Source organism: Novosphingobium sp. KN65.2, from assembly GCF_001368935.1.
GTDB lineage: Bacteria > Pseudomonadota > Alphaproteobacteria > Sphingomonadales > Sphingomonadaceae > Novosphingobium > Novosphingobium mathurense.
Genome location: NZ_CCBH010000210.1, coordinates 1 through 20,886, shown reverse-complemented (window position 1 = coordinate 20,886; position 20,886 = coordinate 1). Strand labels below are relative to the sequence as shown.

Genomic DNA, 20,886 nt, shown 5'->3' with positions numbered 1-20,886 from the left:
CTTGCTATAGACGGTCAGGCGCCCTGATTGCGGCCAGCAAGCACGCACGGGCGGGTGCGGTGGCGATTTCGGACAAGCGTCAGGGGCAACAGCGAGGCCCCACGGAACCTCTCGTTCAAGCAGGGAGGCGCTCAGCCGGTACGAAATGTAGTCATGAGGACGCGACTAGCTAGCTTGACGGGCCTCAGATGAAAAACCTCGAACTGCGGCGGGAAGTGGGTCACCGTAATCAGCGAAAGCCGGTGCCTGCCCGCTCCCGCACCTGCCGCAGCCCTCCGATCCATTCGGGTGCAGTTTTCCAGCAGGGCAAGCAGGGCACTGGAAGTCGTGACCGCAATCGTGTGCCAGCACGTTGCGCAGGCCAATCATACGGGAAAAGTTCGGGCATGAATACGCCCGAACCTTTGCCGGCTCACACGTCGATGACGTGCGCTTGCCGTCTCGATAGCGGCTACTTGTTGGGGCGCTTCGAGTTCGGATACCAGAACGTCGTGTGGCAAGCCTCGCATCGCTCGTCGATTTCACCCCCGATCCGGCTGAGCGCTTCCGGATCCTTGTGATCGATCGCAGCGAGAGCTTCGACCGCACTTTCGCGCACGGCTCCTGCAAACTCATCGAATTCCGGCCGGTTGGCTTTCACCATGGCGTCGATCTGCTGCGGTGTCAGTTCACCCAGTCCGGCCTTGGTGCCCGAAGGTGCTGCGGGTCGACCGGGAATCATCGCCAGGTTCATGGACTCGATCAGGGTAATCGCGTGCCTGCGCACTTCGTGCCATTCCTCGTCCGTGCGCGGTTGGTGCTTGTCTACACCATTGGCGTTCGAAACGATCCAGACCGAGTTCCAGAGACCGTCCGCAGACGGATCTACCGTAGAATCCATCAGTTCCTTGATGCTCGCAATCGCCTTCAGCGGCGGGCTTTCCGTTACCGCATTTTCTGCGGCGGAACTCTTATGCGAGCCACAGCTGCTCAGTGACAGAGCAAGCACCGCCAGGGTGGCAACGGAGCGACGAATGCCGCGCCCGCTGACCTTCAACACACCGGACTTCCATGCATTCATTCCTGCTTGCCTTCCAATGTGATTACCCATGGCAGTGCCTTTCTCTGCTTTAGACCCCGAACGGGGTCACCGACGACGGTTCACTATCGTCAAAAATTGAGCCTGTACTGTACGCCGAGCTGACGGGGACGACTGACCACGCCACGCAGCACGCGTTCGTAGTTGCCGTCAGGTAGAAGCTCGCGGCGTTCGAAACCCGACATCGGCTGATCGCCATAAGTCAGGCGCTTGTCGAACAGGTTCTTCACATAAACCATCAACTGCGACTGCCCGAACTTCAGACCGATATTGCCGTTGACCAGGTTGAGCGGCTGACGAGTAAAGAACTCTGCATTCCCGTCGGCCACCGAAGGCACCTTCGTAGAACTGGTGTAGCTATAGTCAGCGGCGATGAAGAAGTCCAAATCGTCGCTAAGCGGTGCCTCGTAAGAGCCCGAAATGCTGGCAGTCCACTTCGGGACGAGGCCGAGAGGGCTGTTAGGCGGCTGAGGCAGGAAGCCGGGATCGATCAGCTTCGCATCGAGGTAGCCGATGCCCAATTGGAGCATGAGCGGTACTTCGGCGAAGGGGCGTCCGCCAATTTCAAACTCGCCGCCATTGATTCGCGCCTTGCCGGCATTGGTCACGAACGTCAGGCCGCAAGTGGGAAGCGTGGCAACCTGCTGAATGTTCGACCAGTCCATGCGGAAAGCGGCACCCGATGCAGTCACGCGGCCACCGGCGAACCGGCTCTTGGCACCGACTTCATAGCTCCACAGGGTGTCCGAACGATACTGTCCGGCACCATCGAGGGTCAGACCCAGCGCGCCAAGATCGTCACCACAGAATGACGGCAACGCCGAGTTTGTGCCGCCGACGCGGAAGCCCTTTGAAACCGAGGCATAGACATTGCCACGGTCGCCGACTTCATACGAAATCACGGCCTTGGGAATCAGTCCCGATTGACGGGCGTCCCGCCCATCATTGACATTGCCTTCGGGCCCAAACAGGGCGCCGGTATCTTCACTGGGATCCTGATGCTGACGAATCCAGTACTTGCGCAGCCCCATCGTGAACGTCAGCCGCGAAACCGGCTCGTAATACAGTTCACCAAATAGAGCGGTGTTCTTTTCGTTTCTCTTGACCCGCACTTCGGCAAGATAAGGGGGTAAAAAGCCCGCGTCAGCCAGTTCGGGAACTTCCACTGCGGGGTTGAAGTCACGGTTGTTCTGATTCTTGTGGAACACGCCAACGATACCGGACAGTCCCGGAATGAGGGTTCCTTCATCGAAGGACAGCCGCGTTTCGTGGGTAAATGCCTTTTCCCGCGAATTTATCAGAACGTAGAAGGGCACGCCCGTGAAATCGGCGTCGAATACGGACTGGAAAAAGTATTTCGTGCCTTCGGTATTGTCGTCAACCTGCGTGATTTCACGACTGAAGTAGCTGTTGGACGAGACAATATCGAAGCCATTACCCTTGTACCGAAGAACAAGAGCGCCAAGGCCCCAGTCGTCTTTCGAGTACTCCTGGACATCGGTGTCGCGGTCGAGCGTATAGGATACCGGTCGATAAGCAGGGAGCTTCAAGTAAGCCCCGGGGAAACCGCGCAGCCGGCTGCTCTGACCCATGAAGCTGACGGTTGCTTCAAGCGAGTCTGCGAGTTGGGCACGCAGAGCCACCGAGCCGGAGAGGACACGGTTACGGCCCTGGCCATCCTTGGATACCAACGCTCCGGTGGCGTCAGGAAAACGACGCGTAATGAAACCCGAGTCCTGCAGGTAGCCAACTGCGACGTTAAGCCCGATCTTGTCCGGGACGAGAACGAAATTGTTCTGAATGTTGGCATCGTAATCGAAACCGCCATTCTTCGTTCCGCCGGCCTGTGCACTCATCGTGCCCTCATTGAGGGTAAGCGACGGCTTCTTGGAAATGTATCGAAGGTTGCCGCCCATCGAGCTTGCGCCGAACAGCGTTCCTTGCGGTCCCTTGAGAACTTCGATGCGATCGAGATTCAAGACCTGGGGGCTAACCGAAGACGGGACTGGAGTGTCATCGATGTAGAATGAAGTTGTTCCAACACCGACCACGCCACGGATGGAGGTTTCGCGATCGCCGCTCCACAGAAACGTTCCGCCCTGACCGAACTGGAACGACAAGTTGGGAATCTTGGTCGCATAGTCGACGAAGCTGGTGATGTTCTGCGTCTCGAGAAACTCTGACGAATAGCTGGTAATCGCTGCGGGAACCTCGGTCAGCGATTCTTCCTTGCGCCGCGCGGTCACCAGGATGACATCCTGATCGCTTGCCTGCGGCCCGTCTGAGTTGGCGCCCGAGCCATCCTGCGCGAAGGCAGTGCCAGCCGACAGCAAGCATACACCACAAAGAAGGCCTCGACGCGCGGCTTTCAAACCCCATGTCGCCATGCCCTGCTGGCGCATGGATTCGTTGCCATGAAATAACTTCATTTTGAAATCCCCCTGATTGTTTATCTCGATACATTTGGCCGCTCCTAAACCGCGGCAGTATCCATCATGACTGGCGGGCCTTGCGACGCCTGAACTGCGCGTTCCGCATATGATCCGTCCACGAACGTTTCATCCGCACAGCGAATTGAACGTCGCGAATACCGGCCTGACTATTCCGTCTTGAGATCTACTGTGCCGTCCGAATTGATCACGTCGTGCAAATTGTCGCAGACATATTCGGGAATGCGGTAGCCAGGCGTTCGCTCGTAAACCCAGCGGAACTGATAGGGTGTCCGCAGATAGACGGGATCCTCGATCGAAATATCGAGATAGAGCTTCTTGCCGCCGTCCGCCAACTGGTACCGCTCAGTAATCTCCATCGCCTCGCTGTGAGGAATCTCGAAGAACTGGACATCCGTCTTGACGCCCCGCGTCTTGACCACGAGCGTGTCGCCTTCCCAATGGCCTGACGAAAACCCGTAATAACTCGGCGCAAGGTCATCGACCGGTGGCATCTCCGCATCCATGTAGATGCGGCGGGTCTGCATGAAGAGCTCAGCCAGAACCGTGATCTGTCCGGGCGTCTGCAGGATCTGGATCGGATAAATGGCCTGCATTACGGTCGGCATGCCTTCCGGCAGACACAACGTACTCGGATCGAGCAGCGGCGTGCCAGCTGCAAGCGCCTGCCTGCGCTTGATGCGCTGTTCCTTCCATTGCCTTGCATAGGGCTCCACCAGATCCGGCCCCAGATCAGGCGGAGGAACATCGTCGAAATCGGCGCTATAGGTCGGCCAGGGAGCTGGATATCTTGCCCACACGCCGTTGAGATCGTGGGATCCGTTGGCGCTGGCCGCCGTTATCGGCCTCGGCGGCGGTTGCGTGGCATCCTTTGTTGCGTTCTTCGTTGCCGCCACTGCGCCAGTTGCAACAGCAGGGACCGCCGAACATGCCACGGCAATGGCGGCCAGATGCGTAACGGTAAACTTCATGACACCCCCATTCTCTTGCTGGCTTCGCATCTGCCAGCCCAACACCGTCAAAGTGCCTCGAGCTTCTTGCCGTCTGCGAGCGTCGCAGCCTTGAGCGCTCCACCAGGCTTCCCGCTGCGCAGGGGAAAAATGGAGACGTCGATCGTGTCGCCAACCTTGATGCTGTTGAATTTCCAACCGGCTCCAGTCATGGCCGAGGGGCTGGAGCATTCAAGGGCGTAACGCGTATCGCCGCTCTGGACGACAACGAAGACGTGCGGATTGCCCCACTTGAATTGCACGACCTTGACTTTCTTGAGGTCGACAATCTTGTCCTGATCGAACATGGCGAATGAATGATGCGCCACGGCTGGAGCGCTGATCGCGGCCAGTCCCAGCGATATGGTCACCGCAGCCTTACCGAAAACGTTCATGTGAATCTCCCTTCGCCCCTCTTCAGCGACGCCTGGATTGCGACGTCGCACCAATCCGGTTTCTGGTGCCATGCAATTGTCACTAAGCAGGTTTAATTGCCGAGCGCCGCCCTCTCAGCAGGACCGCAGCATCCGATTCCCGGTACAGTTTTCAATGTAGCAACCCGAACCGGGCCGTCGCTTGGAAAGCGGTCACGAAACCGTTTGCGTTACGACGGTAACATGATCCAGGTAACATCTATCAGGTCGCTCGCGTACGGCAGCACCCTGCCGCAGTCTGGCGAAAGTCGAAATTCCCTCGGACAGCGGCAAAGACAAAGCGCCGCATTCTCGACCGTTACCCGTCGTCGTCCTGCGGTTCACGCAACAAGCCGACGCATCCGAACAGAATAGAGCGTTACACCCTGTCGCACGAACGGTTTCACGACCGCATCCCGGTTCCCCTATCGCCGCCATCGGATAGGCTGAAGGCCTAGTAACGCCAAGTAAACGAGAGGACGGATACCGGTCATTGAAGTCGACGAATGCAAAGAACGCATGGAACGATCGGCTCTATAGCGCTCGTCCGCTGCCGTGCCACTCTGCCGGGCGGCAGTCATTCAGATCGGGCGCGACACGCATATCGCAATCTCGGGACCTGCCGCTAAATCCGGCCAATTCCCCAATTGGCAGACCGTACGCCACCAAGATGGCGCCTTTGGTGCAAATTTTCTTTCATCACTCATGACGGAGCGAACCTCGATGTCGCAACGAAGGGACTTTCTCAAACAGTCCATCGCTGTTGGTCTATGTGCAGCCTGGAGCCAGAGCGCCTATGCCGCCCTTGTACCTGATGCCCGGGCGGGCATCATCCGCGCCCTGAGGCGGCGGGACGACACAATCGTAAAGTTGCCCACGATCGGAGACGGCTACAAGATGACCTGGACGCCGGACAACCGGCAACTGACCGTCGTCAACGATGGCGCCGGCTGGGTAAATCCGCCCGACATGTTCTACAAGCGATCCCTGTGGTCGATCGGCGGCAATGATCCGCACGAAGCCTCGGCGCATATCGTTGACGGCTATCCTTCCGTCGAACAATCGCAGGAGCCGGAAGAGGCCCCGCACTACCACGGCCACGGCCTGTTGGCAGTGAATGGCCGAATCTACCAGTTCCTCACCGCACTGGACCGGGCCGAAGACCGGCCGCGTCACTGGACGACGGCCAAGCTCATCTATTCCGAGGATGGTGGCCGCACCTGGCGCAATCAGGACGGCACGTCCCCGGTGCAATGGGAGGACTGGCACGAGCAGAAAAAGGACAAATTCGCCTTCTTCAACGAGCCGGACGGGTGCTTCTCCCTGCTGACCGTCCTGCAGATGGGTCAGGATTACCGGGCAAACCGCGACGGCTATATCTATGTCTACGGCACGAACGGAAGCGTCGACGGCAAGATGAACGAGCTCGTGCTCTTCCGGGTGAGGATTGAAGAGATCCTCGACCGGCCTGCCTATCGCTTCTTCGCCGGCATCCAGCCGGACGGCACGCCGCTCTGGTCTCCAGCGCTTGACGACAGACAGCCGGTTCACGTCTTTCCGCGCGGCTGGGTCAATTCGACCAACCTCTTCCCCGGCGACCTGGTGGTCGAGACATGGCTGCCCAGCATCGTCTTCAACGAGGCCCTCGATGCCTACATGATGGTGAGTGCCGGAAACGGTTGTGCCGATGACGGGACGGAATTCGGCAAGCCGAGCTATCTCGGCTTCTGGATTTCAGAGACACCCTGGGGGCCATGGCGCCAAGTCCATGAAGAGCGTGCCTGGACGCCGGGTGGCGATCCCCAGTCCCGCGCCTATTCTCCCCAAATTTCTCCCAAGTGGATGTCCGACGACGGAAAATCCTTCTGGCTGGTCTGGACCGACCTGAAGGGAATACGCGAGATCGCTCAGGCGACGAATGCCCCTGACGAAGGAGACAGTCCGGAAGCGAAAAGCGCACCATCCGCATCGGAAGCGGCCCTGGAGGCCAACGAGGTGATGCATTCATTCATGCCGGGATACGGGTTCAACGCCCAGCTGGTTGAGTTGGATGTCGTGTGATCGGGATGCCGGTATGGACATATCGGGGTAATCTTGTGCCGCCAGCGTGCAGTTGATACGAACTGCCGCCAGGCGGCTTCGCTAAAGGTCGCGCATCCAATGACTTCGCAAGCCCCACCTCGTATGCCCTGCGCCGCATGGAAATAACAATGAACAGCCAGGCTGCCTCTGCCGACGATGCCACTGCCCGCGCCTTGGCCGAAGAAGGCGAAGCCGTGCGGGACTTTATCAGGTCAAATCGGTCCGACACCCTCCTTCGCCTTTTCGATTATCTGCTCCAGCAGTCCCTTCAGGAGCATCGGCCCAAAGAAACGGAAATTGCCGAAGAAGTCTTTCAGGAGAGCCGCGAAGAGGAAAGCACACAAGGATCACGCGTTCGGGTCGGCATTCACCGCCTGCGCAAGAAACTCGACCTGTACTATGCCGACAGGACCGGAGCGCGGATCGTTATCCCGCATGGCGAATACGGCTTGGTCCTGCAGCAACCCGAAGGCGTCGAGATCGAGGAAAATGTCCCTTCGGCGCCGGCTCGCCCAAACAGGCGCCGCAAGCTTGTCATCGCCATGGTTGCCCTGGCCGCCCTGTTGGCGAACCTTGCGCTGGGCGGGCTCTATTTCAGACAACAGCAGGACATGGGCAATCACACGGTCAGATCGACCCTGTGGAAAGGCTTTGAAAAGGACAACCCGACCAAGATCGTCATTGGCGATTACTTCATGTTCATGAGCAAGAACATGATCAACGGCAAAGAAGAGCCGACACAGGACCTTTCGATCTACGAAATTGACGGCTTCTATGAGCGTGTGACTATGCAGCACGGGTCCAAGCACGGCATCATGGATGATGATTCACGTCACGTCAGCATAATGGAGGGCGATTCGCACTCCGTCAGCGTCGATATACTGCAATCGGTAAGCTCGCTCTGGCCAATCATAAAGAAATACAAGCCGGCCGTCGTATCTGCGTCAGAGCTCGATGCGGAGATGATGACTTCGCCAAACATCATTTATGTCGGCGCTCTCGATGCATTGACTCCTCTGATCGGCGACCCGCTCTTCAAGGCTTCGGCTTTCCGCTGCGCGGACACCTGCTACGAACTTGTCGAGAAATCGTCGGGTCGGCATTTTCTCTCGGGCAGTCCGTATCTTCTCGCCGATGACATCATCCCGCGCCATGATTACGGCTACATCGCCAGCTTCCCAGGGCCGTCCGGCAAGCGGATCCTGGTCATATCGGGCACCGGCGACGCCGGGGTGAGGCAGATGGTCAATCTTGCAATGGACTCCAAGCGCCTGCAGCAACTTGGCTACCGTATTGGGCGCAACTTCGACTCCTTCGAAGCCCTGTACCAGGTGCGCACGATGTTCTCGCAGGGCTATCAGACGTCCCTCCTGATTGCCCACCCCATCGATACAGCCGGGGTGTGGGACAAGACCGAGCGCGTAAACTGGCACGCAGCCCCACCCCTCTCAAACTGACGGACCTTCGCGCAAGCGAACTTCGGCCGTTGAAACGTGCCACTCAGAAGGCCCGATCCCAACGAAAAGGGGGGGGGGCCGGCCCCTTTTGCATACCGTGCTCGCCGGGACCTGTCGGTGCCAGACGGCAAATCATTCCCACTCGATCGTGCCGGGCGGCTTCGAGGTGTAGTCGTAAACGACGCGGTTGATGCCCTTGACCTCATTGATGATGCGCGTGGCGACGCGGCTGAGGAACGCGGCATCGAAAGGATAGATGTCGGCGGTCATGCCATCGGTCGAGGTGACTGCGCGCAAGGCGCAGACGCTGTCGTAGGTGCGACCGTCGCCCATGACGCCCACGGTCTTGACCGGCAGCAGCACTGCGAATGCCTGCCAGATCGCATCGTAGAGACCGGCATTGCGGATCTCTTCGAGGTAGATCGCATCGGCCTTGCGCAGGATGTCGGCCTTGTCGCGGCTGACTTCGCCGGGGATGCGGATGGCCAGGCCCGGTCCGGGGAACGGGTGACGGCCGACGAAGATGTCGGGCAGGCCCAGCTCGCGGCCCAGTTCGCGCACTTCGTCCTTGAACAGTTCGCGCAGCGGCTCGACCAGCTTCATGTCCATACGCTCGGGCAGACCGCCGACGTTGTGGTGGCTCTTGATCGTGACCGAGGGACCGCCGGTGAACGAAACCGATTCGATCACGTCGGGGTAGAGCGTGCCCTGGGCCAGGAACTCGGCGCCGCCGATCTTCTTCGCCTCGTCCTCGAAGACATCGATGAAGGTCTTGCCGATGAACTTGCGCTTCTTTTCAGGGTCGGTGACGCCCTCCAGTCCCTTGAGGAACAGGGTCGAGGCATCGACGTGGACGAGCGGGATGTTGTAGTGCCCGCGGAACAGCGACACGACCTGCTCGGCCTCGCCCATGCGCATCAGGCCGTGATCGACGAAAACGCAAGTGAGCTGGTCGCCGATAGCCTCGTGAATGAGGACGGCGGCCACGGCGGAATCGACGCCGCCCGAAAGGCCGCAGATCACGCGCTTGTCGCCAACCTGTTCGCGGATTTCCTCGATCTTGGTCTTGCGGAACTCGGCCATCGTCCAGTCGCCGGCCATGCCGCAGACGTGGCGCACGAAGTTCTTGAGCAGCTTGCCACCATCGGGCGTGTGAACCACCTCAGGGTGGAACTGCATCGCATAGATGCGCTTCTCGTCGTTGGCGATCACCGCGAAGGGCGCGCCGGCGCTGGAAGCGACGGGGCGGAAGCCGGGGGCGAGGCTGGTCACCTTGTCACCATGGCTCATCCAGACCTGGTGCTTTTCGCCCACGTTCCACAGCCCGTCGAACAGGGCGCACTCATCCGCGATTTCGATGAAGGCGCGGCCGAACTCACCCGAATCGCCGGCAAGCACTTCGCCGCCCAGCTGGTGCATCAGCGACTGCTGGCCATAGCAGATGCCGAGCATCGGGCGCCCGCTCTCAAGAATGGCATCGGGAATGCGCGGCCCGTTCCCGTCGAGCACCGATGCCGGCGAACCCGAGAGGATGATGCCCACGGGATCGAGGCGCTTGAAGGCTTCCTCGGCCATCGAGAAGGGTGCGATTTCGGAATAGACGCCCGCCTCGCGCACACGGCGCGCGATCAGCTGGGTAACCTGGCTGCCGAAATCGACGATGAGTACGGAATCTGAGGACGGGATGTTCATGGCTGGCCCCTAATGCGAGGCGCCGCGAGTGTCCAGATGGCAGTCGCGCGAGGAAAGCTCCGCATTCGCCCTAAAGTGCAACCCAAGTTGCAAAACTTGCAATCTCTATTCCGCAAATAGAGATTGAGAATCAGGGCGACCAGGACTAAATGCTGCATATGCGAAGGGAACGGGGCGAACCCGTCTCTTATCGAATGCAGGAGTAGAAACAGATGACCATCGTTGAACGGACAGTCGGCCTTGCCGCGGCATTCGGAATCAGTGCCCTGGCGTTTGCCGTGACCCTCGTCTGAGGGCAAAATAATCCCAACCGAAGGGCGGTCCAAACGGGCCGCCCTTTTGCTTTGCACCTGCACAATTTCGTAACCCGACCCGCGATCGGGCGCCCTTGGCACCACTCCGAAAACGCGCCGATTCGGTCAATTGCAGGACGCGCAAGAAACGCGCACGGCACTATCGCCAACGCGGCCGTCACAAGGGCACCGCAGGGTCGGGCCCAACTGACGACCACGACCGAACCGATTCGCTGCAGGCCGCCGCCTCGCGCCCCGACGCACCCGCCCGCCGCATCGGCGCGCCGAAGGGCGGCCAACTCTTGTGGAAAAGCACCCCACCCCTGCCGCTTTTGCTTGGGTTTGCCAGGTCCAGTGCCTATAGACTCGGCATGGCTAGCGAACCCGAAAACGGCAAGAACACCAACTCCTACGGCGCAGACTCGATCAAGGTCCTCAAGGGCCTCGACGCAGTGCGCAAACGCCCTGGCATGTATATCGGCGACACCGACGACGGTTCGGGTCTCCACCACATGGTTTTCGAGGTTTCCGACAACGCGATCGACGAAGCCCTGGCCGGGCACTGCGATCTCGTCCTCATCGAACTGAACCCGGACGGCTCGGTCTCGGTAGAGGACAACGGCCGCGGCATCCCCACCGACATCCATGCCGAGGAAGGCGTTTCGGCGGCCGAGGTCATCATGACCCAGCTCCACGCCGGCGGTAAGTTCGAGAACACTTCGGACGACAATGCGTACAAGGTTTCCGGCGGCCTGCACGGCGTCGGCGTCTCCGTGGTCAACGCCCTGTCCGAGTGGCTGGAACTGACCATCTGGCGCGACGGCAAGGAGCACTGGATGAAGTTCGCCCATGGCGACGCCGTCTCCCCGCTGGAAGTGCGCGGCCCAGCCCCTGAAGGCAAGAAGGGCACGCGCGTGACCTTCCTCGCCTCGACCGACACGTTCAAGAACGTCACCGAGTTCGACTTCGAGAAGCTGGAGCACCGTTACCGCGAACTCGCGTTCCTCAATTCGGGCGTACGCATCAAGCTGCGCGACCGCCGCCATGAGGAAATCCTCGAGCACGACCTGTTCTACGAAGGCGGGATCGGCGCATTCGTGCAGTTCCTCGACCGCAACAAGCAGGCGCTGATGTCCGACCCGATCGCCATTTCGGCGGACAAGGACGGGATCGGCATGGAGGTCGCGCTCGAATGGAACGATTCCTATTACGAGAACGTCCTGTGCTTCACCAACAACATCCCGCAACGTGACGGCGGCACCCACCTCGCCGCGTTCCGTGCCGCGCTGACCCGCACGCTCAACGGCTATGCCGAGCGCTCCGGGCTCCTCAAGAAGGAGAAGGTCTCGCTTTCGGGCGACGACATGCGCGAAGGCCTGACCGCGATCGTCTCGGTGAAGTTGCCCGACCCCAAGTTCTCCTCGCAGACCAAGGACAAGCTGGTCAGCTCCGAAGTGCGTCAGCCGCTCGAAGCGCTGATGAGCGAGAAGATGACCGAGTGGCTGGAGGAAAACCCCGCCACGGCCAAGACCATCGTCCAGAAGGTGATCGACGCCGCTGCCGCCCGCGAAGCGGCGCGCCGCGCCCGCGAGCTGACCCGCCGCAAGGGCGCCATGGACATCGCCAGCCTGCCCGGCAAGCTGGCCGACTGCCAGGAGCGCGATCCCTCCAAGTGCGAACTGTTCCTGGTCGAGGGTGACTCCGCAGGCGGTTCGGCCAAGCAGGGCCGCGACCGCAAGACCCAGGCGATCCTCCCGCTCAAGGGCAAGATCCTCAACGTCGAGCGTGCGCGCTTCGACCGCATCATTTCCTCGAAGGAAGTGGGCACGCTGATCCAGGCCATGGGCACCGGCATCCGTGACGACTTCAACCTGGAAAAGCTGCGCTACCACAAGATTGTCATCATGACCGACGCCGACGTCGACGGCGCGCACATCCGCACCCTGCTGCTGACGTTCTTCCATCGCCAGATGCCCGAGATCATCCGCGCCGGGCACCTCTTCATCGCCCAGCCGCCGCTCTACAAGGTCGCCAAGGGCCGCAGCGAAGTCTATCTCAAGGACAACGCCGCGCTCGACCGCTACCTCGTCGAAGGCGGGCTCAACGGTCGCGTGCTGGAAACCGCGGGCGGCGCACGCAGCGGGTCCGACCTCGAATCGCTGGTCGAACATGCCATCCGCATGCGCAATCTGATGGCCTTCGTGCCGCGCCGCTATGACACCAACATCATCGAGGCTCTCGCGCTTGCCGGCGTACTTGCGCCTGACCTGACCAACGATGCGCGCGACGCGGCGATGACCCGCGCGGCCGCCTGGCTGGACCGCGGCGACAGCGAAGCGCGCTGGACCGTAAGCATGAGCCCCGAGGGCAACCTCGAGGTCGAGCGTCTGTGGCGCGGTGTCACCGATCACCACAAGATCGAGGCCGCCTTCCTCAACAGCGCCGAAGCCCGCAAGCTGGCCCGCCTCGCGTCCGAGAACGTCGAGGTCTATGCCAGTGCCGCCCGCCTCGTGCGCGCAACGGCCGTCACCGAGACCGCCGAGGCGGAAGAGACGACCGAGGCAGAGGACGAAGGCGAAACGACCGCAGCGCGTCCGGTGGTCGGCGAAGACGCCATCACCCGGCCGAGCGAACTGCTGGACAAGGTACTCACTGCGGGCCGCAAGGGTATGTCGATCCAGCGCTACAAGGGTCTTGGCGAAATGAACGCCGAGCAGCTTTGGGAAACCACGCTCGATCCCGAGAACCGCGCGCTACTTCAGGTAAAGGTCGAGGACGCGGACGTGACCGACGAAATCTTCACCCGCCTGATGGGCGACATCGTCGAACCGCGCCGCGAATTCATCCAGGAAAACGCGCTCAACGTCGCCAACCTCGACGTCTGATAGCCGCGCAGGGGCGCGGCGGGCTCGTCCTTCGACGCATCGAAATCGACCCGGAACGGTTCGCCATCGGGCGGTATGCCGTTCCGGTGTTGCGCCGGAACGCAGGCGACCATAAGTTGCGCCGATGCGTATTCTTCTTGCCGCAGCGCTCCTCGCCAGCGCCGCCCCGCTCAGCCCCGTCCTTGCGTCCGAGACGACCGGCCCTGCCCCCATTCTGACGACGCCCGACGCAAGGGATGTCTGGACCCGCGCGCAGCCGGAAGTGGCCCGCGTCACCCACGTTGCACTCGATCTCGATGTCGACTTCGCCACCAGAACGCTGGGCGGCACCGCCGTGCTCGACGTACTGGCCGCACCGGGTGCGGGGCAGATCGTGCTCGACGTCGATGACCTCGACATCGCCTCGGTCACCGACGCCTCGGGCAAGGCGCTGACCTGGAAGATCGGCGCCGACGATCCGGAGCTTGGCTCGGCCATGACCGTCGATCTTGCCGGGGCCAGACAGATCCGCATTGCCTACCGCACCAGGCAGGGTGCCAGCGCTCTGCAGTGGCTTCCGCCGGAAATGACCGCGGGCAAGAAGAAGCCTTACCTTTTCAGCCAGGGCCAGCCGATCAACAACCGCAGCTGGATCCCGACGCAGGACAGCCCGGGCATCCGCCAGACCTGGGAAGCGTCACTCACCGTACCGGGCGATCTCGTCGCGGTCATGAGCGCGGAAAAGCTTTCGGGCGACAAGGGCGAGCGACTGCCTGACGGACGCCGCCGCTTCCGCTTCCGCATGGACAAGCCGGTTCCGCCTTACCTCATAGCCTTCGCGGTGGGCGACATCCGGTTCAAGTCGCTCGGCCCGCGTTCGGGCGTCTGGGCCGAAGCGCCGATGCTCGACAAGGCGGCGAAGGAATTCGGCGACGTCGAGAAGATGATCGACACGGCTTCCGCGCTTTACGGTCCCTATCGCTGGGGCCGCTACGACATGCTGGTGCTGCCGCCCGCCTTCCCCTTCGGCGGGATGGAAAACCCGATGCTCACGTTCCTGACGCCGACCATCATCACCGGAGACCGGTCGAACACCGACGTCGTCGCGCATGAGCTGGCGCATTCGTGGTCCGGCAATCTCGTAACCAATGCGACATGGTCGGATTCGTGGCTCAACGAAGGCTTCACGACCTATTTCGAAAACCGCATCATGGAATCGCTCTACGGCAAGGAGCGCGCGGCGATGTACGCCGATCTAGACTGGGACGGCATGCTGCGCGACATCGCGGCAGCTGGCGGCCAGACCGCGGCGACTACCCGCCTGCATGGCGATCCGGGCGCGACGGCTGGCCAGCTCGACTACTTCAAGGGGTCGAATTTCCTGCGCATGATCGAATATACGGTGGGCCGTGTGCGTTGGGACGCCTACCTTACCTCCTATTTCGACCGTCACGCATTCCAGCCGCAAACGACGGCGGGGTTCCTCAATGACCTGCGCGAACACCTGCTCAAGGACGACTGCGCGCTCGAGCTCAAGCTGCAGCTCGACCGCTGGGCCTATGCGGCTGGGCTTCCCGACAATGCGGTTCACGTCAAAAGCGCGACGTTGGCGAAGATCGATGAAAAGCTCGCGGCCTACACGGCTGGCGGACCGGCAAGCGCGGTGCAGCCGCAGGGCTGGAGTACGCAGGAATGGCTGCGTTTCCTCAACGGCATTCCGCGCGAACAGACCCCCGCGCGCCTTAAGGAACTGGACGAGACCCTGGGCCTGTCTTCATCCACCAATGCCTATGTGCAATCCGCCTGGCTCGAACTCGCCATCGCCAATCGCTATGAGCCGGCGCTGCCAACGCTGCGCCGCTACGTCTCCTCGATCGGGCGCGGGCTGTTGATCGCACCGCTCTATCGCGGGCTGATGAAGCAGGGCGACTGGGGCGCAAGAATCGCGCGAGAGGACTTCGCCCAAGCCAAGCCGACCTATCACCCCGCCACCGCCGATGCGATCGAGCGAATCATACAGGGTAATTGAACGCGCCTTCGTGACGACGTGCAGTATCTGGGCTAATATGGCGGCATGACTGTCATCCCATTAGGCGGGGCAAGGCAATGAACGGGTCGATCGGCGCAGCGCCTTCGGCCGCGGACTTCGATGCTTTGGCCCGCTCTGCCTTCGCGCGCATCCCCGAACCGTTTTCCAGGCACCTGGACGGCATCACCGTCCAGGTGGAGGAATTCGCCGACGAAGAAACGCTGGCGGCGCTCGGCATGGACGATGCCTGGGAGCTGACCGGCCTCTACCAGGGGCGCCCCATGGACGAGGAAACGGTGTGGAGCGCAGGCGAACTGCCTTCGCGCATCACCCTCTATCGTCAGCCACTGCTGGCCGAATGGTGCGAAACCGGGGTCAGCCTCGAAGCGCTCGTGACCCACGTCGTGATCCACGAGGTCGGCCACCACTTCGGCCTGTCCGACGCCCAGATGCACGCGCTGGAAGGACAGGCGCACTAGCGGCGTTAGAGGCGCGCGCCCTTGGCGGGTTCCAGGGCCGCTAGGCTGCGACTTCCTCTACCGTCCGCTCGCTCGCCGCGTCGAGCAGGCGGCGTTCCAGCGCCTTGAGGCGGCTGGTCGACGTCAGCTTCTCGCCCAGCAGGTCGGTGACATAGAATGTGTCCGCCGCGCGCTCGCCATAAGTGGCGACGTGGGCAGAATAGACCATAAGCTTGGATTCGAAGAGAGCGTGGGCCAGCCGGTTGAGCAGCGCCGGACGGTCGCGCGCGTTGACTTCGACGACGGTAAAGCGGTTCGAAGCCTTGTTGTCGAAGATCACCCACGGGCGCACCTCGAAGGCATCGGCACGCGGCCGGGCATCGGGCTTGGCAACCAGTTGCGGCAGGATCTTGATGCGGTTCGCCAGCGCGTTCTCGATAGAGGTGCGCAGCCTTTCGAGCTGGCTTTCCTCCATGAACGGCCGGCCCAGCGGATCCTGCACAAGGAAGTTGTCGACCGCACGACCGGTGCGCGTGGTGTGGATGCGCGCGTCGATGATGTTGCCGCCGGCCAGGTGAATGCCCCCGGCGATGCGGTAGAACAGGCCGGGGTGGTCCGAAGCGATAACGGTAACGAGCGTGGCGCCATGGGCCTGATAGTATTCGGTATGGATCGAGAGCGCATGGCCCTGCGCCTCGGCCGCCTCGAGCTGGGCGAGGTTCTTGGCGATGACGTCCTCGCTCTCTGCGATCCAGTAGGAATCGACGAACTTTGCACCGACTTTCTCGATCAGTGCGGCATTCGCGGGATCGAGCGCCTCGACCGCGGCCTTCTTGGCGGCAATGCGCTTCTCGCGGCCGAATTCGGCGTGGCCCAGGCGCAGGCGCTCTTCGGTGGCGGAATAGAGCTCGCCGATGAGCTGGCGCTTCCAGCTGTTCCAGGTGCCCGGACCGACGGCGCGGATATCGACAATCGTCAGCATCGTCAGCTGGCGCAGGCGGTCGAGCGATTGCACGACCTGCACGAAATCGGCGATCGTCTTGGCATCCGAAAGGTCGCGCTTGAAGGCCGTGGCCGAAAGCAGCAGGTGCTGGCGCACCAGCCAGCTCACAAGCTCGGTCTCGTCTTCGTCGAGCCCGAAGCGCGGGCACAGCTTGAGCGCGATCTCGGCTCCCAGCACGGAATGGTCCCCGCCCCTGCCCTTGGCGATGTCGTGCAGCAGAACCGAGGCATAGAGGGCGCGGCGAGAGCGGACCTTGTGGACGATGTCATGCGCCAGCGGGTGGTCGTTTTTCAGCTCGCCCTTTTCGATCCGAGACAGCAGGCCGATCGCCCGGATGGTGTGTTCGTCCACCGTGTAATGGTGGTACATGTCGAACTGCATCTGCGCATTGACGCGGCCGAACTCGGTGACGAAGCGGCCGAACACACCAGCCTCGTTGAAGGCGCGCAGCGTGATCTCGGGATTGTTGCGGCTGGTGAGCAGTTCCATGAACAGCTCGTTGGCGCGCTTGTCGCGGCGCACCTCGCCCTTGATCAGCACGGCATCGCGCGAAATCAGGCGCATGGTTTCGGGATGGATCTCCAGCCCTTCCTTGTCGGCCAGCACGAAGATTTCCAGCATCCGGACCGGATCGCGTTCGAACCAGTCGTCGCTCGGTGCCTTGATGCGCCCGCCGAAGACCTTGTAGCCCTTGAGCGTGCGTTCCTTGGCCCGGAACCCTGCAAGCAGCCCGCGCGGCTGCTTGCGCGCGAACTGCTCGTCGAGCTGGGCAAGGAATACCCCGGTCAGGTTGCCGACGACTTTCGCCTGCAGGAAGAAGAAGTGCATGAAGCGCTCGACCGCGCTCTTGCCGGGGCGATCGGCATAGTTCATCCGCGCCGCAACTTCGCGCTGCAGGTCGAAGGTCAGGCGATCCTCGGCCCGCCGGGTGATCGTGTGGAGATGGCAACGCACCGCCCAGAAGAAGTTTTCGGCCCGGCGAAACGCCTTGTATTCCTTGGGCGTCAACAGGCCAACGTGGACCAGTTCGGAAGGGTCGCGCACCTTGTGGATGTACTTGCCGATCCAGTAGAGCGTGTGCAGGTCGCGCAGCGAACCCTTGCCTTCCTTGACGTTGGGCTCGACGACGTAGCGGCTGTCGCCCATGCGCTTGTGGCGTTCCTCGCGCTCGGCCAGCTTCTCGACCACGAACTGGCGCTCGGTGCCGGAAACCACGTCGCTCCAGAATCTCTCGCGCGCTTCCTCGAAAAGGTCCTGGTCGCCCCAGACGTAGCGCCCTTCCAGCATCGCGGTCCGGATCGTCAGGTCCGAGCGGCTCATCTTCACCATCTCGTCGAGCGAACGGCTCGAATGCCCGATCTTGAGGCCCAGGTCCCAGAGGAAATAGAGCATCGCCTCGATCACCTGTTCGCACCAGGGCGTCTGCTTGATCGGGGTGAGGAAAGCGATGTCGACGTCCGAATGCGGCGCCATTTCGCCCCGGCCATAGCCGCCCACGGCCATGATCGTCAGGCGCTCCCCGCGTGAGCGGTTGCTGACCGGATAGACGTTGTTGACGACGTGATCGTGAATCACCCGCATGAGCTGGTCGACCAGGAACGCCTGCGCCTCGGCGACGTCGTGCCCGGCTGACGGCTTGCTAGTCAGCCGCTCGGCGATTTCCTCGCGCCCCGCATCCAGCGCAGCGCGCAACACCTCCACGATGGCGCGGCGGGCCTTGGTGTGGCCGGACTCGTCGACCAGCTTGTCGATGGCCAGGACCAGGGCTCGGCGATCGATGACGGAACGCGGGGAAGGAATGCGGATGACGCTCATATTCCGAGACTTCTAGACGGCACAGGCCCCAAGGGGAACCCGCTCTCGGTGAACATGGCGAACGCGCCGCCCGATCGCCATTTTCGCGATGAACCGGCAAAACCCGGCTATCTTCGCCCCTCCCACTATGCCAGAAGGCCGCCGAGCAGCCGCCGGCACCGGCGGACACGGTAACGCAAAAATACGAGGTCGAACGCTTGTCCCTGCTTACCCTTGCCGCTGCTGCCGCACAGGCACACGAACCGATTCACTGGGTCGACCTGGGCCTGAAGAACTACCTTTTCCGGATCGGCAGCTTCGAACTGCGCTGGTACTCACTGGCCTACCTGGCCGGTATCGTGCTGGGCTACTGGCACCTTTCGCGCATGATCAGGTCGCCCGGCGCGCCGCTGGCGCAGCGCCATGTCGATGACCTGTTCTTCTACTGCACGCTCGGCATCATCCTGGGCGGGCGGCTCGGCTACGCGACCTTCTACACCGGCGGCAACACCGGCATACCCAGTCTCTGGGCCCACCCGACCGAGCTGCTTTCGCTGTGGCACGGCGGGATGAGCTTCCACGGCGGCCTGATCGGCGTGCTGCTGGCAATGGCCTGGGTTTCCTGGCGCGGCGGGCTGAACTTCGTGCGCGTGGCAGACTACATTTCGGTCTGCGTGCCCTTCGGCATGATGTTCGGGCGTCTCGCCAATTTCGTGAACGGCGAGCTCTGGGGCCGCGTCGTCACCAATCCGAACCTGCCCTGGGCGATGATCTTCCCCGACGCGCCGGACCAGCTTCCGCGCCACCCCAGCCAGCTTTACGAAGCCGGGCTGGAAGGCCTGCTGATGATCGTCATCATGCTGGCGCTGTTCTGGAAGACGCACGCGCGCTTCCGTCCCGGACTGCTGGTCGGCGTCTTTACCGTCGGCATCGGCTCCGCCCGTTTCTTCGTCGAGTTCTTCCGCGAACCCGACGCGCAGCTCGAGAACTTCGCGCGCGAAACCGGGCTGTCGATGGGCCAGTGGCTGACGATCCCGCTGATCCTGCTGGGCCTGTTCATGATCGCCCGCGCCATCGCCAAACCGGCCCTCGCGAGCGGCAGGCCCGCCACCGCCTGATGACCGGCATCGAGGACAGCCGCGACCCGCTGGATGCGATCTTCCGGCGGCTGATCGCCAATTACGGCCCGATCACGCTCATGCACTACATGGGCGAATCGAATGCGCGTTACTACTCGGGCAAGGATCCGCTGGGCAGCGCGGGCGACTTCATTACTGCCCCGGAAATCAGCCAGATGTTCGGCGAACTGATCGGACTGTGGCTGGCCGACATGTGGATCCGCGCCGGGCGCAGCGAACAGGTCCATTACGTCGAGCTCGGCCCCGGGCGCGGCACGCTGGCACGCGATGCGCTCAGGGCCATGAAGAAGTACGGCCTCGAGCCCAAGGTCCACTTCGTCGAGAGTTCGGCCGCGCTCAAGGACATCCAGCTTGCCGCGGTGCCTCAGGCGCAGTGGCATCACGACATGTCCACCCTTCCCACGCGCGGCCCTCTGCTGATCGTGGGCAACGAATTCCTCGATGCGCTGCCGATCCGCCAGCTAGTCAAGACCGCGCAGGGCTGGCGCGAGCGCATGGTCGGCCTGGATGCCGACGAACGTTTCATCCCGGTCGCCGGCGACAAGCCGATGGACGCCGCGATCCCAGAAGCGCGGCGCGAGGCCGAGGACGGCACCCTGATCGAGACCTGCCCGGGCGCATCCTCGATCGTCTACGAGGTTTCCGGCAGGCTGCTGGCACAAGGCGGCGCGGCCCTGCTGATCGACTACGGCTACGACGAGCCGCGCACCGGCTCGACCCTGCAGGCCCTGCGCGAACACAAGATGGTCGATCCCTTCACCATGCCCGGCGAGGCCGACCTTACCGCGCATGTGGACTTTGCGGCCATGGCCAATGTCGTGCGGTCGCGCGGCGTGCGTCACCTCGGAACCGTCACGCAAGGCCACTGGCTGCGCGCGCTGGGGATCGAGGCGCGCGCGCAGAGCCTTGCAAAAGTTGCCCCGCAGCACGCCGAGGCGATCCAGTCGGCGATGCACCGGCTGGTTGCAGAAGATCAGATGGGCACGCTGTTCAAGGTCATGGGCATCGGCGCGCCGGAATGGCCGCTCGGCGCGGGGTTCTGACCGCGCCGTCTCCCAAACCGGTCAGTTCCTGCGTTCGATAGCCCGCGGCTCGTGGGGGGCCCCCCCCCCCCCCGTTTGTTTGCCCGACACCGGCCCCCCCCC

Annotated in this window: 13 protein-coding genes; 7 read left to right on the top strand and 6 right to left on the bottom strand. The window is 62.2% G+C overall.

The annotated features are described in order from the left end of the window. Positions 1-451: 451 nt before the first annotated feature. From SPHV1_RS22515 to SPHV1_RS22500, 4 genes are all read right to left on the bottom strand, one after another. Positions 452-880, bottom strand: a complete 429-nt coding sequence (locus SPHV1_RS22515; protein ID WP_139383940.1) for a cytochrome c — start codon at positions 878-880, stop codon at positions 452-454. A gap of 269 nt (positions 881-1,149) precedes the next feature. Next, a complete protein-coding gene (locus SPHV1_RS22510; RefSeq protein WP_054948238.1) occupies positions 1,150-3,507 on the bottom strand; it encodes a TonB-dependent receptor in 2,358 nt (785 codons plus the stop codon). 170 nt (positions 3,508-3,677) lie between these two features. Beyond that, on the bottom strand, positions 3,678-4,550 hold the full coding sequence (locus SPHV1_RS22505; protein ID WP_156367430.1) for a hypothetical protein: 873 nt from the start codon (positions 4,548-4,550) through the stop codon (positions 3,678-3,680). Continuing rightward, positions 4,547-4,912 (bottom strand): DUF6152 family protein, encoded by a 366-nt coding sequence (locus SPHV1_RS22500; protein ID WP_054948236.1) that lies wholly within the window; start codon positions 4,910-4,912, stop codon positions 4,547-4,549. Before SPHV1_RS22500 ends, SPHV1_RS22505 begins: the two co-directional genes overlap by 4 nt. Before the next feature lie 741 nt (positions 4,913-5,653). Here SPHV1_RS22500 and SPHV1_RS22495 point away from each other — a divergent pair. Then, a complete protein-coding gene (locus SPHV1_RS22495; protein WP_197277788.1) occupies positions 5,654-6,991 on the top strand; it encodes a DUF4185 domain-containing protein in 1,338 nt (445 codons plus the stop codon). A 149-nt stretch (positions 6,992-7,140) separates the two neighbouring features. Then, entirely contained in the window at positions 7,141-8,469 is a 1,329-nt protein-coding gene (locus SPHV1_RS22490; protein WP_054948235.1) for a hypothetical protein, read from the top strand. Between the two features lie 132 nt (positions 8,470-8,601). Here SPHV1_RS22490 and guaA read toward each other — a convergent pair whose 3' ends face one another. Continuing rightward, complete coding sequence (gene guaA, locus SPHV1_RS22485; RefSeq protein ID WP_054948234.1) at positions 8,602-10,161, bottom strand: glutamine-hydrolyzing GMP synthase; 1,560 nt, start codon at positions 10,159-10,161, stop codon at positions 8,602-8,604. A gap of 664 nt (positions 10,162-10,825) precedes the next feature. On the opposite strand from guaA, the gene gyrB reads away from it, so the two are divergent. The 3 genes from gyrB (at position 10,826) to SPHV1_RS22470 (ending at position 15,826) form a co-directional block, all read left to right on the top strand. After that, on the top strand, positions 10,826-13,339 hold the full coding sequence (gene gyrB, locus SPHV1_RS22480; RefSeq protein WP_054948233.1) for a DNA topoisomerase (ATP-hydrolyzing) subunit B: 2,514 nt from the start codon (positions 10,826-10,828) through the stop codon (positions 13,337-13,339). Between the two features lie 124 nt (positions 13,340-13,463). Continuing rightward, positions 13,464-15,347: a M1 family metallopeptidase gene (locus SPHV1_RS22475; protein WP_054948232.1), complete on the top strand. Its 1,884-nt coding sequence runs from the start codon at positions 13,464-13,466 to the stop codon at positions 15,345-15,347. A gap of 77 nt (positions 15,348-15,424) precedes the next feature. After that, positions 15,425-15,826 (top strand): metallopeptidase family protein, encoded by a 402-nt coding sequence (locus SPHV1_RS22470; protein ID WP_054948231.1) that lies wholly within the window; start codon positions 15,425-15,427, stop codon positions 15,824-15,826. Between the two features lie 40 nt (positions 15,827-15,866). Here SPHV1_RS22470 and SPHV1_RS22465 read toward each other — a convergent pair whose 3' ends face one another. Then, positions 15,867-18,623: a [protein-PII] uridylyltransferase gene (locus tag SPHV1_RS22465; RefSeq protein WP_054948230.1), complete on the bottom strand. Its 2,757-nt coding sequence runs from the start codon at positions 18,621-18,623 to the stop codon at positions 15,867-15,869. A gap of 197 nt (positions 18,624-18,820) precedes the next feature. Between SPHV1_RS22465 and lgt the strand changes: the two genes are divergently transcribed. Together lgt and SPHV1_RS22455 are read left to right on the top strand one after the other, a co-directional pair. Continuing rightward, positions 18,821-19,720: a prolipoprotein diacylglyceryl transferase gene (gene lgt / locus SPHV1_RS22460; RefSeq protein ID WP_054948229.1), complete on the top strand. Its 900-nt coding sequence runs from the start codon at positions 18,821-18,823 to the stop codon at positions 19,718-19,720. Beyond that, positions 19,720-20,784 carry a class I SAM-dependent methyltransferase gene (locus SPHV1_RS22455; protein ID WP_054948228.1) on the top strand — a complete coding sequence of 355 codons (1,065 nt, stop codon included), beginning with the start codon at positions 19,720-19,722 and terminating at the stop codon, positions 20,782-20,784. Before lgt ends, SPHV1_RS22455 begins: the two co-directional genes overlap by 1 nt. The last annotated feature ends 102 nt before the right edge of the window (positions 20,785-20,886 follow it).

Bases quoted from the DNA above. Each gene is read 5' to 3' on its own strand.
- SPHV1_RS22465 (WP_054948230.1), bottom strand. From the start codon at position 18,623: ATGAGCGTCATCCGCATTCCTTCCCCGCGTTCCGTCATCGATCGCCGA.
- SPHV1_RS22455 (WP_054948228.1), top strand. From the start codon at position 19,720: ATGACCGGCATCGAGGACAGCCGCGACCCGCTGGATGCGATCTTCCGG.
- SPHV1_RS22490 (WP_054948235.1), top strand. From the start codon at position 7,141: ATGAACAGCCAGGCTGCCTCTGCCGACGATGCCACTGCCCGCGCCTTG.
- SPHV1_RS22515 (WP_139383940.1), bottom strand. From the start codon at position 880: ATGGATTCTACGGTAGATCCGTCTGCGGACGGTCTCTGGAACTCGGTC.
- SPHV1_RS22510 (WP_054948238.1), bottom strand. From the start codon at position 3,507: ATGAAGTTATTTCATGGCAACGAATCCATGCGCCAGCAGGGCATGGCG.
- SPHV1_RS22475 (WP_054948232.1), top strand. From the start codon at position 13,464: ATGCGTATTCTTCTTGCCGCAGCGCTCCTCGCCAGCGCCGCCCCGCTC.
- SPHV1_RS22500 (WP_054948236.1), bottom strand. From the start codon at position 4,912: ATGAACGTTTTCGGTAAGGCTGCGGTGACCATATCGCTGGGACTGGCC.
- guaA (WP_054948234.1), bottom strand. From the start codon at position 10,161: ATGAACATCCCGTCCTCAGATTCCGTACTCATCGTCGATTTCGGCAGC.
- SPHV1_RS22470 (WP_054948231.1), top strand. From the start codon at position 15,425: ATGAACGGGTCGATCGGCGCAGCGCCTTCGGCCGCGGACTTCGATGCT.
- SPHV1_RS22495 (WP_197277788.1), top strand. From the start codon at position 5,654: ATGTCGCAACGAAGGGACTTTCTCAAACAGTCCATCGCTGTTGGTCTA.
- gyrB (WP_054948233.1), top strand. From the start codon at position 10,826: ATGGCTAGCGAACCCGAAAACGGCAAGAACACCAACTCCTACGGCGCA.